Here is a 14,736-nt window from a genome sequence, read left to right as displayed (position 1 = left end):
GCCCCGGGCCCGCCCGCTCATGACTGCGCCTCCCCGTCCTCGATCTCCCGGCCCGCGTACAGTGCGGCCGCCATGCGCATGCCCTCCGACCAGGCCACCGGGCCCACGTCGCCGAGCTCCAGACTTGCCCCGGCCGTCGTGCTCCAGCTCAGCGGGCCGGTCTCCGTCTCGTAGTACGGATCGCCGTCGCCCAGCCAGACGCGGGCCTCGACGGTGCGCCCGTCCTCCAGCACGGGCAGGACGGCCTGGCCGCCGCGCACCCGGTAGCCCAGGCCGGTGGCACGGCCCAGGAGGAAGCGGGTCTGCTTGAACACGCCGCCCTCGTAGTCGGATACGGCGGTGCCGTGCGGGTCGCGGCCCTTCGGCTCGTACCGCCAGATCTCCCGGAACAGCTGCTGCACCCCCTGCTCGACCTCAAGCTCGAGGGCGAACTCCCGCAGGTCCTCGAGGTCTTCCAGCAGGACGGGGTGCGGGATGCGGACCGCGTCGGGCCGGACGCGCACGGTGTCGCCGTCGAGGTCGACGAGGCCGATGCCTGTCGCGGCGTCGGCGTCGCGCAGGAAGCCGGCCACGGAGCCGTCGGCGCCGGTGACCACCAGATCGCGCAGCACCGACTGCCAGGCGGGGTCGGGCCAGACCTCGGTGAGCACGGCGGCCGGCACCGGGAGGGACCGGATCATCCAGGTCTCGACCCGGTCGCGGCATTCGCGTTCGTGACGCTCCAGCCATTCCGTGAGCTGGCGCAGGCCGATCACGGCCGGTTCGTCGGCGATCTTCGAGGGGACGGACTTGAGCTGCCGGCCCTTCGCGTTGCGGCAGACCACCGTGCCGCGTTCGTCCAGGGCGACCTCGTAGTCACCTGCTGGCATCCACCCCATAGCCGTCTCCCCACAGCTGGTCCTCCAAGTGACCAGAACTGTAGAGGTACGGTCTGACAACGCGCGGGCCCGGCCCCGGAGACGGGGCCGGGCCTGGGGTTTCGCGTTTACTTCTTGCCGTTCGCCCAGGCGAACTGGACGGCCAGGTTCTCCTTGAACTCGGCCAGCTGGACGGCCACGGCGGACGGCGCGGTGCCGCCGCGGCCGCTGCGGGAGGCGAGCGCGCCGGGCACGTTCAGCACGGTGCGCACCTCGGGGGTGAGATGCGGGGAGATCGCGGCGAACTGCTCGTCGGTGAGCTGGTCGAGCTCGATGCCCTCGGCCTCGCAGACCTTGACGCAGGCGCCGGCGACCTCGTGCGCGACCCGGAACGGCACGCCCTGCTTGACCAGCCACTCGGCGATGTCGGTGGCCAGGGAGAAGCCCGCCGGGGCCAGCTCCTCCAGCCGCTCGCGGTTGACGGTGAGGGTGGCCATCATGCCGGTGAACGCCGGGAGCAGGACCTCCAGCTGGTCGCAGGAGTCGAAGACGGGCTCCTTGTCCTCCTGCAGATCGCGGTTGTACGCGAGGGGGAGGGCCTTGAGGGTGGCCATCAGGCCCGTCAGATTGCCGATGAGGCGCCCGGACTTGCCGCGGGCCAGCTCGGCGATGTCGGGGTTCTTCTTCTGCGGCATGATCGACGAGCCGGTGGAGAACGCGTCGTGCAGGGTGATGAAGGAGAACTCCTTCGTCGCCCACAGGATGATCTCCTCGGCCATCCGCGACACGTCGACGCCGATCATCGCTGTGATGAACGCGAACTCCGCGACGAAGTCCCGGGAGGCGGTGCCGTCGATGGAGTTGGCCACCGACCCGTGCTCGAAGCCGAGGTCCGCCGCGACGGCCTGCGGGTCCAGGCCCAGCGAGGAGCCGGCCAGCGCGCCCGAGCCGTACGGCGAGACGGCGGTGCGCTCGTCCCACTGCCGCAGCCGCTCGGCGTCCCGGGAGAGCGCCTGGGCGTGGGCGAGGACGTGGTGGGCGAAGAGCACCGGCTGGGCGTGCTGCAGATGGGTGCGGCCGGGCATCGCCACGCCGGGGTGCGCCTCGGCGAGGTCGACCAGCGTCTGCTGCAGCTCGGCGATCAGGCCGCCGATGATCCGGGCGTGGTCGCGCAGGTACATCCGGAAGAGGGTGGCGATCTGGTCGTTGCGCGAGCGGCCGGCCCGCAGCTTGCCGCCGAGGTCGGGGCCGATCCGTTCGAGCAGCCCGCGCTCCAGGGCGGTGTGCACGTCCTCGTCGGCGACGGTGCCGGTGAAGGCGCCGGAGGCCACGTCGGCCTCCAGGGCGTCCAGGCCCGCGATCATCCCGGTGAGCTCGTCGGCGGTGAGCAGGTCCGCCAGGTGCAGCACCCGGGCGTGGGCACGGGAGCCGGCGATGTCGTACGGGGCCAGCCGCCAGTCGAAGTGGACGGACGCGGACAGCTTCTCCAGCGCGGCGGACGGCCCGTCGGCGAACCGGCCGCCCCAGAGCTTGCCCTCGGGAGAGTTGGACGTGGTCACTGTGCCGGGCCCCTCTTCGCAGTGGTCTTCTTGGCATAATTATGCAGAGCTCTGCATGTTTCGTCAATCCTACCGGGTGCGGAGGCGTCCGGCCGCCGTCCGTATACCGGAATGACCGGCAGCCCGCACACCGGGTGCCGCAGGCTGTAAGGCATGGGAAAGACATATGAACGCATCGACGGCCGGCTCCGCACGTTCATCGAGGAGCAGCCGATGTTCTTCACCGCCACCGCCCCGCTGGCGGGCGACGGCACCATCAATCTCTCCCCGAAGGGCCTGCGGGGCTCCTTCGCGGTGCTCGACGACCTCACCGTCGCCTATCTCGACTTCGCCGGTTCGAACGCCGAGACCATCGCCCATCTGCGGGAGAACGGCCGGATCACGCTCATGTGGTGCGCGTTCCAGGGTCCGCCGAACATCGTGCGGGTGCACGGCACGGGCGAGGCCGTGTTCCGCGACGACCCGCGCTTCGCCGGGCTGCTCGCGCACTTCCCGGACATCGACGGCGCCGCCCACGGGCTGCGGGCGGTGATCGTGGTGCGGGCCGAGCTCGTCCGGGACACCTGCGGCTACGCGGTGCCGTTCATGACGTACGACGAGGACCGCGATCTGCACCGCCGCAGGTTCGAACGGGAGACGCGGGAGAGCCTGACGGAGTACTTCCGCAAGAAGGACCACGTCGAGACGAGCATGGACGGCCTGCCCGGCCTCCCGCTGCCGCTGGCCCCGCTGCCGGCCGCGGACGCCCCGTAGCGGGCCCGCTCAGTCGCGGATCAGCAGCACCAGACCCGCCGCCGCCACGGCCAGCAGCAGCGCCGCGACCCGGACGCCGCCGCGGCGGTCGTCGCCGAGCACCGGGAGCAGCCGGTCGGCGGCGAGCGAACCCGGTCCCGTGAGGATGAGGGCGGCGGCCGTGCCGGCGAGCATCAGTTCGTACTCGAAGCCCTGGTTCGACGCGAAGAGGCCGCCGGTCCAGTGGACCGAGAGGGCGTTCAGCATGGTGCCCAGCACGGCGGCGCCCGCCAGCGGTGTGAGCAGGCCGAGCCCGAGGCCCAGCCCGCCGAGGGTCTCGCAGAGCCCGGCCACCAGCCCCATCACCCGGCCCGAGGGATAGCCGACGCCCTCGAAGAACCGTCCGGTGGCGGTCAGGCCCGGGCCGCCGAACCAGCCGAAGAGCTTCTGCGTACCGTGCGTCGTCATGATCACGCAGATGCAGAGCCGGAGCAGGAGTAATCCGACGTCCCGCACCGTCGGCGCGGTGCTCACGGGGATGCCGGGCTGGACGCTGGCCAGCGTCATGTCGGTATACGTCACGAAGGGCATCCCAGCAGCCCGGCGGCCGCTCGCGGCAGCGGCGCACCCGGCGGTCACCTGGACCGGTGACGCGCCGCCGCACTTGGCGGCGGCGCGGAGCGCACATCCGTGCGGTCAACCGTACGCGCGGGGCGCCCAGTTCAGTGCGCGCCCTGGGCCAGCTTCAGCAGATGGTCCGCCAGCGCCTGGCCGCCGGTCGCCTCCCGGCTGATGAGCATCAGGGTGTCGTCGCCGGCGATGGTGCCCAGGATGTCGTGCAGTTCCGCCTGGTCGATGGCGGAGGCGAGGAACTGCGCAGCGCCGGGCGGGGTGCGCAGGACGACGATGTTCGCCGACGCCTCGGCGGAGATGAGCAGTTCGCCGGCCAGCCGGCGCATCCGCTCCTCCTTCGCCGATTCGCCGAGGGGGGCCTGCGGGGTGCGGAAGCCCCCCTCGGACGGGACGGCGTAGATGAGTTCGCCGCCGGTGTTGCGGATCTTGACGGCGCCGAGTTCGTCGAGGTCGCGGGAGAGCGTCGCCTGCGTGACCGTCAGCCCGTCGTCCGCCAGCAGCTTCGCCAGCTGACTCTGGGACCGCACCGGGTCCCGGTTCAGGATGTCGACGATCCTGCGATGGCGGGCGGTGCGGGTCTGCGGCACCGCGGGTCCGCTCCCCTGCGACTCGGTCATCTCACGCCTCCCGGCGATGTCAGACGCCGGCCGCGGCGGATCGCTCCGCCGTGTCGAGTACGGCGGGCAGTGCCTGCAGCAGTGCGTCGGCTTCGGATTCGGCCAGGACGAGCGGCGGCGCGAGCCGGATGACGTCCGGCGCCACCGCGTTGACCAGGAACCCGGCGTGCTGAGCGGCCTGCTGCACCTGGGCGGCGACAGGCTTCGTGAGAACGATACCCAGCAGCAGTCCCGCACCACGCACGTGGTCGGCCAAGGGGTGCCCCAGCCGCTGGATTCCGTCGCGCAGCCGCTCCCCGGTGCGCTTGACGTGGTCGAGCAGACCGTCGTTCGCGATGGTGTCCAGTACGGCGAGGGCGGCGGCGCAGGCCACCGGGTTGCCGCCGAAAGTGGAGCCGTGCTTGCCGGGCGTGAGGAGGCCGGCCGTCGCGCCGAAGGCGATCGTCGCGCCGATCGGCAGTCCGCCGCCGAGGCCCTTCGCCAGGCAGATGACGTCGGGTTCGACGCCCTGCGCCTGCGACTCGAACCAGCTGCCCGTCCGGCCGATTCCGGTCTGCACCTCATCGACGACGAGCAGCGTGCCGGTGGCGGCGGTGATCTCGCGGGCGGCGGCCAGATAGCCGGCCGGCGGTACGACGACGCCCCTCTCGCCCTGGATGGGCTCCACGACGAACATCGCCGTCTCCTCGGTGACGGCCGCGCGCAGCGCCTCGGCGTCACCGTAGGGGATGTGCGTGACGGCGGGGGGCAGCGGGTGGAAGCCGTCCTGCTTTCCGGGCTGTCCGGTCAGCGCCAGGGCGCCCATGGTGCGGCCGTGGAAGCCGCCCTCGGTGGCGACCATGTGCGTACGGCCCGTCAGCCGGCCGATCTTGAACGCGGCCTCGACCGACTCCGCGCCGGAGTTGGACAGATAGACCCGGCCCGCGCGGCCGGTGAGCTCCAGCAGCTTCTCGGAGAGGGCCACCGGCGGCTCGGCGACGAAGAGGTTGGAGACATGGCCGAGGGTGGCGATCTGCTCGGTCACGGCCCGTACGACGGCGGGGTGGGCGGTGCCCAGGGAGTTGACGGCGATGCCGCCGACGAAGTCCAGGTACTCCTTGCCGTCGGCGTCCCAGAGCTTCGCCCCGGCGCCGCGGACCAGGGGCAGCCGGGGGGTGCCGTAGTTGTCCGCGAGGGCGGACTGCCAGCGGGCGGTCAGCCGGTCGTTGCGGGTCGCAGTGTTACGCGTCGCAGCGTTGTGGGTCACAGTTCCCCCGGTTCGTCCGGCACGACCATGGTGCCGATTCCTTCGTCGGTGAAGATCTCCAGCAGGATGCTGTGCTGCACCCGGCCGTCGATCACGCGGGCGGTGTGCACTCCGTTGCGTACGGCGTGCAGACAGCCCTCCATCTTCGGGACCATGCCGCTCGCCAGGTCGGGGAGCAGCTTCTCCAGCTCCGTCGCGGTGAGCCGGCTGATGACCTCGTCGCTGTTCGGCCAGTCCTCGTACAGGCCCTCGACGTCGGTGAGGACCATCAGGGTCTCGGCGCCGAGGGCGGCGGCGAGCGCGGCGGCGGCGGTGTCGGCGTTGACGTTGTAGACGTGGCCGTCGTCGGCGCTGCGGGCGATCGAGGACACGACCGGGATCCGGCCGTCGGAGAGCAAGGCCTCGATGGCGCCGGTGTCGATACCGGTGATCTCGCCGACCCGGCCGATGTCGACGAGCTCGCCGTCGATGAGCGGGCGGTGCTGGACGGCGGTCATGGTGTGCGCGTCCTCGCCGGTGAGCCCGACGGCCAGCGGGCCGTGCTCGTTGAGGAGGCCGACGAGCTCGCGCTGGACCTGGCCGGCCAGCACCATCCGGACGACGTCCATGGCCTCGGGCGTGGTGACCCGCAGGCCGGCGCGGAACTCGCTGACCAGGCCGTGCCGGTCGAGCTGGGCGCTGATCTGGGGGCCGCCGCCGTGCACGACGACGGGCCGCAGGCCGGCGTGGTGGAGGAAGACGACGTCCTGGGCGAAGGCGGCCTTCAGCTCCTCGTCGACCATGGCGTTGCCGCCGAACTTGATGACGACCGTCTTGCCGCGGTGCCGGGTGAGCCAGGGCAGCGCCTCGATGAGGATGCGGGCCTTGGGCAGGGCGGTGTGCTTGCGGGTGGTCCCGCCGGAGGTGGTCATGAGCTGTACGCGCTGTTCTCGTGGACGTAGTCGGCGGTCAGGTCGTTGGCCCAGATGACGGCGGAGTCGCTGCCGGCGGCCAGGTCGGCGGTGATGACGACCTCCCGGTAGCGCATGTCGACCAGGTCGCGGTCCTCGCCGACGGAGCCCTTCTTGCAGACCCAGACGCCGTTGATGGCGACGTTCAGCTCGTCCGGTTCGAAGGCGGCCTTCGTGGTGCCGATGGCGGACAGGACGCGGCCCCAGTTGGGGTCCTCGCCGTGGATGGCGCACTTGAGGAGGTTGTTGCGGGCGATGGAGCGGCCGACCTCGACGGCGTCGTCCTCCGAGGCGGCGTTCACCACCTCGATGCGGATGTCCTTCGAGGCGCCCTCCGCGTCGCCGATGAGCTGGCGGGCGAGGTCGGCGCAGACGGCCCGTACGGCCTCGGCGAAGACCTCCTGGCCGGGGGTGATGCCGGAGGCGCCGGAGGCGAGCAGCAGGACGGTGTCGTTGGTCGACATGCAGCCGTCGGAGTCGACGCGGTCGAACGTCAGCCGGGTCGCCTCGCGCAGCGCGGCGTCGAGCGGGCCCGCCTCGAGGTCGGCGTCGGTCGTGAGGACGACCAGCATGGTGGCAAGGCCGGGGGCCAGCATGCCGGCGCCCTTCGCCATGCCGCCGACGACCCAGCCGTCGCCCTCGACGACGGCCGTCTTGTGCACGGTGTCGGTCGTCTTGATGGCGATGGCGGCCTTCTCCCCGCCGTGCGCGGACAGCTGGGCGGCGGCCTGATCGATGCCGGGCAGCAGCTTGTCCATCGGGAGCCGGACACCGATCAGCCCGGTGGACGCGACGGCGATCTCCCCGGCGTTGTGCCCGAGGACCTCGGCGGTCTTCTCGGCGGTGGCGTGGGTGTCCTGGAAGCCGGCCGGGCCGGTGCAGGCGTTGGCGCCGCCGGAGTTGAGGATCACGGCGGAGACCCGGCCGCCCCTGACCACCTGCTCCGACCAGAGCACCGGGGCCGCCTTCACCCGGTTCGAGGTGAAGACGCCGGCGGCGGCCGGCCGCGGGCCGGTGTTGACGACGAGCGCCAGATCCGGGTTGCCGCTCTCCTTGATCCCCGCGGCGATGCCGCTCGCGGTGAATCCCTTCGCTGCCGTCACACTCACGGTGCCACCCCTGTCGTGGAAAGCCCGAGCTCCTCCGGGAGGCCCAGGGCGATGTTCATGCTCTGCACCGCGCCGCCCGCGGTGCCCTTGGTCAGGTTGTCGATGGCGCCGACCACGACGGCCCGGCCGGCGGCCCGGTCGTACGCGACCTGGATCAGTGCGGTGTTCGCCCCGGTGACGGCGGCCGTCGACGGCCACTGGCCCTCGGGGAGGAGGTGCACGAACGTCTCCCCCGCGTACGCCTTCTCGTACGCCTCGCGCAGCTCCTCGTACCCGACGCCGGGACGTGCCCGGGCGGAGCAGGTGGCGAGGATGCCGCGGGGCATCGGGGCGAGGGTCGGGGTGAAGGACACGGTGACCGGCTCGCCGGCCGCGGCGCTGAGGTTCTGGATCATCTCCGGGGTGTGGCGGTGGGTGCCGCCGACGCCGTACGGGCTCATGGAACCCATGACCTCGCTGCCCAGCAGATGGGCCTTGGGGGCCTTGCCGGCGCCGGAGGTGCCGCTCGCGGCGACCACCACGGCCTCCGGTTCGACGAGCCCGGCGGCGTAGGCGGGGGCCAGGGCCAGGGAGACGGCGGTCGGGTAGCAGCCGGGGACGGCGATCCGCCGGGTGCCGCGCAGCGCGTCGCGGCCGCCGGGGAGCTCGGGCAGGCCGTAGGGCCAGGTGCCGGCGTGCGGGGAGCCGTAGAACGCCTCCCACTGGGCGGCGTCCGTGAGCCGGAAGTCGGCGCCGCAGTCGACGATCAGCGCGCTGTCGCCGAGCTGTTCGGCGACGGCCGCGGACTGGCCGTGCGGCAGGGCGAGGAAGACGACGTCGTGGCCGGCGAGGACCGCGGGGTCGGTGGGCTCGAGGATGCGTCCGGCGAGCGGCACGAGGTGCGGCTGGCTCACGCCCAGGGGCTGTCCGGCGTTGGAGTGCGCCGTCAGCGCGCCGATCTCCACCTCGGGGTGCCCGAGCAGCAGCCGCAGGATCTCTCCTCCGGCATAGCCGCTGGCACCGGCCACAGCAGCGCGCACCGCCATCGTCGTCCTCCCTCTCTCGATGGCATGACTATACGGAGCGCTGAAGTTTTATGCAACGGATGATCGTCCGGGCCGTGCGGTGGCGCCTCCCGCCCGGCTGCGCGACAGTCACTCGAGGAGAGACCGCCCGACGACCGGAGGCGACACGATGACGGACCCCGAACCCGTCGAGACGACCAATCTGGACCGCTACGGCAACGCGCCGCTGCCCTGGAGCAGGGCCCTGGAGCGTCTGGGGAGTGACCTGGTGCACGTGAGCACCACGACGTTCCTCGCGACGGCCGGCAAGGACGGCCGGCCGCACTCCGCGGGGATCGGCTCGCTGTGGCTCGACGGTGACCTCTTCTTCACCAGCGGGCCTCACACCCGCAAGTCACGCAATCTCGCCGTCAACCCGGCGTGCGCCGTCTCCTTCGGTCTGGAGGGTCTGGACCTGGTCCTGGAGGGGAGCGCGGCCCGTGTCACCACCGCCCGCACCCTGGAGAAGGTCGCGGAGAGCTACCGCGAGGGCGGCTGGCCCGTGGCGGTGGCGGACGACGCGCTGACGGCCCCGTACAGCGCCCCGAGCGCGGGTCCGCCGCCGTGGTACGTGTACCGCCTCTCGTTCGACACCGCGGTCGGCGTCGCCACCGCGGCCCCGCACGGGGCGATGCGCTGGCGCTTCGCGCACTGACGCCGCCCGCGCGGCGGTGCTCAGCCGACCGCCGGCGCCAGCCGGATGACGTGCCAGGACACGGGCGGGAGCTCCGCGGCCAGGACCCCGTCGGCGTCCACGGTCGTCCCGGTGACGGGACGGGGGACGACCCGGTCCGGGGCCGCCTCGGTGTTCGCCGCGTCGTGGTCGTCGTCCGTCAGGGCGAGGTGTTCCACGACGCGGTAGGCGGCGGGCAGGCCGCGCAGGGCGGCTCGCAGGAGGAGGGGGGAGGACTGGTCGCGGTTCGCCGCGAGGACGGTGAGGGCGCCGGACTCCTCGTCGTACGTGACCACGTGGTCCAGGGCCGGGACCTCGCCGTACCGGGGAGTGTCCAGGAGGGGGCCGGTGGCGGTGGTGTGCAGGACGCGGCCGTGGGCGTGGCGGGCCGTGAGGGCGAAGGGGTGGAAGGTGGTCTGGCGCCAGCTCGCGCCGCCGGGCTCCGTGCGGATCGGGGCGATGACGTTCACCAGCTGCGCGAGGCAGGCGATCGCGACGCGGTCGGCGTGGCGCAGCAGGGTCATCAGCAGCGAGCCGACGACCACCGCGTCCGTGACGCTGTAGGTGTCCTCGATCAGGCGCGGCACCTCGGCCGTCTCGAGGTTGCGCTCGCCGGCGAAGCGCTGCGCGTACCAGACGTTCCACTCGTCGAACGACAGCCGCATCCGCTTCTTCGCCCGCTTCACCGCCCGGACGTGGTCGGCGGTCGCGACGACGTCCGCGATCTGGGCGTCCATCCCCGCGCCGGACGCCAGGAAGCTCGCCCGGTCCCCGTCGAGCTCCTCGTAGTAGGCGTGCAGCGAGAGATAGTCGACCTCGTCGTACGCCTGCTCGAGCACCTCGCGCTCCCAGCTGCCGAACGTCGGCATACCGGCGCCGGAGCTGCCGCAGGCGACGAGTTCGATCGCCGGGTCGACCTGGCGCATCGCCTTGCCGGCCTCGGCCGCGAGCCGCCCGTACTCGACGGCCGTCTTGTGGCCGGTCTGCCAGGGGCCGTCCAGCTCGTTGCCCAGGCACCACAGCCGCACGCCGTGCGGCTCGCGTGCCCCGTGCGAGATCCGCAGGTCCGACCAGGCGGTGCCGGCGGGGTGGTTGCAGTACTCGACGAGGGAGCGGGCGGCGTCGATGCCGCGGGTGCCGAGGTTGACGGCCATCATCGGGGCAAGGCCCAGGCCGCGGGCCCAGCCGAGGAACTCGTTCGTGCCGACCCGGTTGGTCTCGATGGACCGCCACGCCGGGTCGAGCCGCCGCGGCCGGTCCGCCGCCGGGCCGACGCCGTCCTCCCAGTGGTAGCCGGAGACGAAGTTGCCGCCGGGGTAGCGGACCAGCGGGGTGCCGAGCTCGCGGACGAGCCCGGCGACGTCCCCGCGGAAGCCCGCGGCGTCGGCGGTGGGGTGGGCGGGGTCGTAGATACCCGTGTAGACGCAGCGGCCCATGTGCTCGACGAACGTTCCGTACAGTCGCGGGTCCACCTCGCCGACGGTGAAGTCCGGGTCGACGGTGAACCGGGCGGTACGCGGCATCTGCGGGCCTTCCGTCGGCGGATGTTGCAACGTTGTATCGCCCCGCCGCCGCGCCGTCAACAGGCCGGGGTTCAGCGGGAGTCCGGCCGTCCGGCCAGCGCCTTCGTACCGAGGTCCCAGAGCCGGTCGGCCGCCTCCGGGTCGAGCGCGTGGGCGGCGACGCCGCCGGGCGCGTCCTCGTCGCCGCGGACGGTACGGGCCTCCTGGTTGTCCTCGAAGTAGCGCCCCGTGACGCCCGCCAGCAGGGGCGAGGCGGCGAGCAGCACCGAGGTGGCGGCGCCCTGTTCGGGGGTCTTGTAGTACGACGGCGGCGTGACGTTGCCCTCGTCGTCCAGCACGCCGAACGCACGCAGGTCGTCGTCCCCGAGGTGCCGCTGCAGCCGGGTGAGAATGTAGCCGGGGTTGAGCGCGTCGGCGGTGATCCCGTCGGCCGTCCAGCGGCGGGCACCGGCCGTGAACAGCACGCCGGCGGACTTGGACCGGCCGTAGGCCGTCCACGGGTCGTACGGGTGGCGCTCGAAGCGCGGGTCGTCGAAGTCGAACGGCGCGCCCCGGTGGGCCCCGGAGCTGACGACCACGATCCGGGCGGAGCCGGCGGCCCGCAGCGCCGGGTGCAGGCCGGTGGCCAGGGCGAAGTGGCCGAGGTAATTGGTGGCGAGCTGGAGCTCCCAGCCGGCCGGGGTGAGGGTGCGGGTGGACAGGGCCATGATCCCGGCGTTCGCGACGAGGATGTCGAGGGGGCCGTCCCAGGACCGTACGAAGGCGTCGACCGACGCGAGGTCGGCCAGGTCGAGCGCCCGGCCGTGCACCCGGCCCGCGCCCTCGCGGACGAGCGCCCCGGCGGACTCGGGGCGGCGGGTGGCGATCGTGACCTCGGCGCCGGCGGCGGCCAGGGCCCGTACGGTCTCGGCGCCGATGCCGGAGGCGCCGCCGGTGACCACGGCGCGCCGGCCGGTGAGGTCCACGCCGTCGAGCACCTCCGAGGCGCGGGAGCGGGCGTCGAAGGGGGTGGTGAGAAGGTTCATGGGATCCACGGTAGAACCCGGTGGCTGGACTATCTATCATCGAAAGTCCTGATCTCATTAGCCATCGTCCAGAACGGAGGTGCCCGTGGACCCCTTGGAGGATGTGCTGACCCTGCTCGAGACGCGCGCCCATCTCTCCTCGGGCCTCGCGGCCGGAGGGCGCTGGGCCGTACGGTTCGACGCCCCGCCCGGGGTGAAGTTCAACGCGGTACGCCGGGGCTCCTGTCTGCTGGAGGTCGACGGGGTGGACGCGCCGGTCGCCCTGGCGGAGGGCGACTGCTACCTCCTCACCCAGCCCCGCCCCTTCACCCTCCGCAGCGATCCCGACGCCGTCGCCGTCCCCGCCGGTCCCCTGTTCGTGGCGGCCGGGGACGGGGTCGCCCGGGCCGGCGCGGGCGACGACGTGTTCCTCGTCGGGGGCCGTTTCACCTTCGGCGACCGCGCCCACGAGCTGCTGCTGGGCGGGCTGCCCCCGGTCATCCACGTACCGGCCGGCACCCCGCACGCCCGGACGGTGGCCTGGGCCCTGGCCGAGATCGACCGCGAGCTGACGCACCGCCCGGCGGCCGCCTCGCTGGTGGCGGAGCATCTCGCCGTCGTCATGCTCGTCCACGTCCTGCGCCTGCACCTCGCCCGCGAGCCGCACGCCGTGCCGGGCTGGCCCGCGGGCCTCGCCGACCCCGTGGTCGCCGCGGCGCTGACCGCCCTGCACCGCGAGCCGGCGCGGGGCTGGACGGTGGCCGCGCTGGCGGAGGCCGCCGGGGTGTCCCGGTCCACCCTGGCCGCCCGGTTCGGGGCCACCGTCGGGCAGGGGCCGCTGGAGTACCTGACCCGGTGGCGGATGGAGCTCGCGGCCCGGCGGCTGCGGACCGGCGGCGACACCCTCGCGGCGATCGCCCGCGGTGTGGGCTACGGCTCGGAGAGCGCGTTCGGCGTCGCCTTCAAGCGGGTCATGGGTGTCCCACCCGGCGACTACCGCGCGGAGCGCTCTCCCGGACGATGAGACGGTACGGGGTGCGCAGCTCCAGCGGGTCACCGGTGTCGCCGTCCTCGATCCGGCCCAGCAGCTGCTCCACCGCGTGCCGGGCGAGGAGTTCCTTGTCCGGGGCGACCGTGGTGAGCGTCGGGGTGCTGTAGCGGCCGTCCTCTATGTCGTCGAAGCCCACGACGGCGAGGTCCTGCGGCACCCGCAGCCCGCGGGTGAGCGCCACGCGCAGGGCGCCCAGGGCCAGCAGGTCGTTGAAGCAGAACACCGCGTCCGGCGGATCCGGCCGGTCGAGCAGCCCCGCCATCGCGGCGGCGCCGTTGGCCCGGTGGTAGCGGGCGGCGGGCACCAGCAGCGACTCGTCGGGCTCGACCCCGGCCTCCGCGAGGGCCAGCCGGTAGCCCTGGACGCGCAGGGCGGCGGTGCCGGTGACGGCGCCGGGCTGGACGCCGATGGCGGCGATCCGGCGGCGGCCGGCGGCCAGCAGATGGGCGGTGGCCTCGCGGGCGGCTCCGACGTTGTCGATCGCCACGTGGTCGGCGCCGCCGCCGAACAGCTTCTCCCCGAGGAGCAGCAGCGGCAGCCCGCTGCGCCGCTCGCGCAGATCGTCGGCGGTCAGGGCGAGCGGGCTGACGATGACACCGTCGAAGCTGAGGGCGTACGCGTGCTCCGTGATCAGCTCGCGTTCCCGGCGGGCGTCGCCGTCGGTCTGGTCGATCAGCACGGTGTAACCCCGGGCCCGCGCCCGGGCGATGATCAGCCGGGCCAGCTCGGCGAAGTACGGCACGTCGAGCTCGGGGACGACGAGGCCGATGATCCGGGAGCGGCCCTGCTTGAGATGGCGGGCGAGCAGGTTCGGCCGGTAGCCGAGGAGGTCGATGGACGCCTGGACACGGGCCCGGGTGGTCGCGGCGACGACGGCGTAGTTGTTGACGACGTTCGACACGGTGCGCACGGACACCCCCGCGTGCCGCGCGACGTCACGGAGCGTGGGTGCGGACATGGGGCTCCTCTCCGTACGTACGAGAGCCTAGGGGGTGGCCTTGCGGGCGAGCAGGAATCCCTGCGGGGTCTTCTCCTGTTCGCCGTGCGCCGCGCGGACCAGCTTGACCTCGACATCGAAGCCGGCCGCCGCAAGGAGGTCCGCGGTGCGGTCCGGGGACAGCCGGTGGAAGTCCAGCCGTACGTCGTGGCCGAAGGGCCGCTCGTGGTGGTTGGGGACCGTGCCGACCTGGAAGCCGAGGAGCAGCCGGCCGCCCGGTCGCAGCACGCGGTGGAACTCCGCCAGCACCTCCGGGTGCCGGGCGGGCGGGACGTGGATCAGCGAGTACCAGGAGAGCAGGCCCGCCAGACTGCCGTCGGCGCGCTCCAGGGCGGTCATCGTGCCGGTCTCGAAGCGCAGTTCCGGGAAGCGGGCCCGCGCCAGCTTCACCGTGTGCGGCGACACGTCGACGCCGGTGATGTCCGTGCCGAGCGCCGTGAAGTACGCGCACACGCGCCCCGGTCCGCTGCCGGCCTCCACGACCGGGCCGCCGCCGTCGTCCCGGACCCGGGCGGCGAAGGTCTCGAGCACCGCCCGGTCGAGCGGGTTGCCCTCGGGGCCCGACGGGAACATCTCGTTGTACTCGACGGCGATCGCGTCGTAGAACTCGCGGGCCTCACGCACGTATCCGGGCTCGGTCATGACGCAGCACCTTAGCCAGCCGCCCGGGGCGCCCGTACACCGCACCCGGGAGGGCCGGGTTCCGCGCCCCAACTCATCGTGGTTGCGCGGTGGTTGCGCG

The 14,736-nt window shown here is 73.0% G+C and carries 15 protein-coding genes; 3 read left to right on the top strand and 12 right to left on the bottom strand.

Translation table 11 applies throughout. From position 1 onward, the window contains the following. Positions 1-17 precede the first annotated feature (17 nt). Together SRB5_RS21165 and argH are read right to left on the bottom strand one after the other, a co-directional pair. Complete coding sequence (locus tag SRB5_RS21165; RefSeq protein ID WP_153454328.1) at positions 18-878, bottom strand: DUF4132 domain-containing protein; 861 nt, start codon at positions 876-878, stop codon at positions 18-20. A 107-nt stretch (positions 879-985) separates the two neighbouring features. After that, entirely contained in the window at positions 986-2,416 is a 1,431-nt protein-coding gene (gene argH / locus SRB5_RS21160) for an argininosuccinate lyase (RefSeq protein ID WP_323378239.1), read from the bottom strand. Positions 2,417-2,569: 153 nt separating this feature from the next. Here argH and SRB5_RS21155 point away from each other — a divergent pair, with 153 nt between their 5' ends. Further along, the gene (locus SRB5_RS21155) at positions 2,570-3,169 is read left to right on the top strand and encodes a pyridoxamine 5'-phosphate oxidase family protein (protein WP_153454326.1); all 600 of its coding nucleotides are present in this window, start codon (positions 2,570-2,572) and stop codon (positions 3,167-3,169) included. Between the two features lie 9 nt (positions 3,170-3,178). Here SRB5_RS21155 and SRB5_RS21150 read toward each other — a convergent pair whose 3' ends face one another. From SRB5_RS21150 to argC, 6 genes are all read right to left on the bottom strand, one after another. After that, positions 3,179-3,715, bottom strand: a complete 537-nt coding sequence (locus SRB5_RS21150; RefSeq protein WP_194292980.1) for a DoxX family protein — start codon at positions 3,713-3,715, stop codon at positions 3,179-3,181. A gap of 155 nt (positions 3,716-3,870) precedes the next feature. Continuing rightward, positions 3,871-4,398 carry an arginine repressor gene (locus tag SRB5_RS21145; RefSeq protein ID WP_153454322.1) on the bottom strand — a complete coding sequence of 176 codons (528 nt, stop codon included), beginning with the start codon at positions 4,396-4,398 and terminating at the stop codon, positions 3,871-3,873. A gap of 19 nt (positions 4,399-4,417) precedes the next feature. Further along, the gene (locus SRB5_RS21140; protein WP_323378237.1) at positions 4,418-5,644 is read right to left on the bottom strand and encodes an acetylornithine transaminase; all 1,227 of its coding nucleotides are present in this window, start codon (positions 5,642-5,644) and stop codon (positions 4,418-4,420) included. After that, positions 5,641-6,555: an acetylglutamate kinase gene (gene argB / locus SRB5_RS21135; protein ID WP_153454320.1), complete on the bottom strand. Its 915-nt coding sequence runs from the start codon at positions 6,553-6,555 to the stop codon at positions 5,641-5,643. The genes SRB5_RS21140 and argB overlap by 4 nt, the downstream gene beginning before the upstream one ends. Beyond that, positions 6,552-7,703: a bifunctional glutamate N-acetyltransferase/amino-acid acetyltransferase ArgJ gene (gene argJ, locus SRB5_RS21130; protein ID WP_323378236.1), complete on the bottom strand. Its 1,152-nt coding sequence runs from the start codon at positions 7,701-7,703 to the stop codon at positions 6,552-6,554. The genes argB and argJ overlap by 4 nt, the downstream gene beginning before the upstream one ends. After that, entirely contained in the window at positions 7,700-8,728 is a 1,029-nt protein-coding gene (argC, locus tag SRB5_RS21125; RefSeq protein ID WP_153454318.1) for an N-acetyl-gamma-glutamyl-phosphate reductase, read from the bottom strand. Before argC ends, argJ begins: the two co-directional genes overlap by 4 nt. Before the next feature lie 148 nt (positions 8,729-8,876). Here argC and SRB5_RS21120 point away from each other — a divergent pair, with 148 nt between their 5' ends. After that, positions 8,877-9,401: a pyridoxamine 5'-phosphate oxidase family protein gene (locus SRB5_RS21120; RefSeq protein ID WP_153454316.1), complete on the top strand. Its 525-nt coding sequence runs from the start codon at positions 8,877-8,879 to the stop codon at positions 9,399-9,401. Between the two features lie 20 nt (positions 9,402-9,421). On the opposite strand, the gene arfA is transcribed toward SRB5_RS21120, so the two are convergent. Together arfA and SRB5_RS21110 are read right to left on the bottom strand one after the other, a co-directional pair. Beyond that, positions 9,422-10,942, bottom strand: coding sequence for an arabinosylfuranosidase ArfA (arfA, locus tag SRB5_RS21115; RefSeq protein ID WP_153454314.1), 1,521 nt, complete (start codon positions 10,940-10,942; stop codon positions 9,422-9,424). Between the two features lie 71 nt (positions 10,943-11,013). Beyond that, positions 11,014-11,967, bottom strand: coding sequence for an SDR family NAD(P)-dependent oxidoreductase (locus tag SRB5_RS21110; protein ID WP_153454312.1), 954 nt, complete (start codon positions 11,965-11,967; stop codon positions 11,014-11,016). Between the two features lie 85 nt (positions 11,968-12,052). Between SRB5_RS21110 and SRB5_RS21105 the strand changes: the two genes are divergently transcribed. Next, entirely contained in the window at positions 12,053-12,970 is a 918-nt protein-coding gene (locus tag SRB5_RS21105) for an AraC family transcriptional regulator (RefSeq protein ID WP_323378235.1), read from the top strand. Here the strand turns inward: SRB5_RS21105 and SRB5_RS21100 are convergent. Both SRB5_RS21100 and SRB5_RS21095 read right to left on the bottom strand, forming a co-directional pair. Further along, the gene (locus tag SRB5_RS21100) at positions 12,918-13,955 is read right to left on the bottom strand and encodes a LacI family DNA-binding transcriptional regulator (RefSeq protein ID WP_153454310.1); all 1,038 of its coding nucleotides are present in this window, start codon (positions 13,953-13,955) and stop codon (positions 12,918-12,920) included. The two genes, SRB5_RS21105 and SRB5_RS21100, sit on opposite strands and share 53 nt — an antisense overlap. Positions 13,956-13,982: 27 nt before the next feature. Next, entirely contained in the window at positions 13,983-14,636 is a 654-nt protein-coding gene (locus tag SRB5_RS21095) for a class I SAM-dependent DNA methyltransferase (RefSeq protein WP_153454308.1), read from the bottom strand. Positions 14,637-14,736 lie beyond the last annotated feature (100 nt).

The sequence above is a fragment of the Streptomyces smaragdinus genome (assembly GCF_009604385.1).
In the GTDB taxonomy this organism is placed as follows: Bacteria; Actinomycetota; Actinomycetes; order Streptomycetales; family Streptomycetaceae; genus Streptomyces; species Streptomyces smaragdinus.
This window is presented reverse-complemented; position numbering and strand designations above follow the sequence as displayed.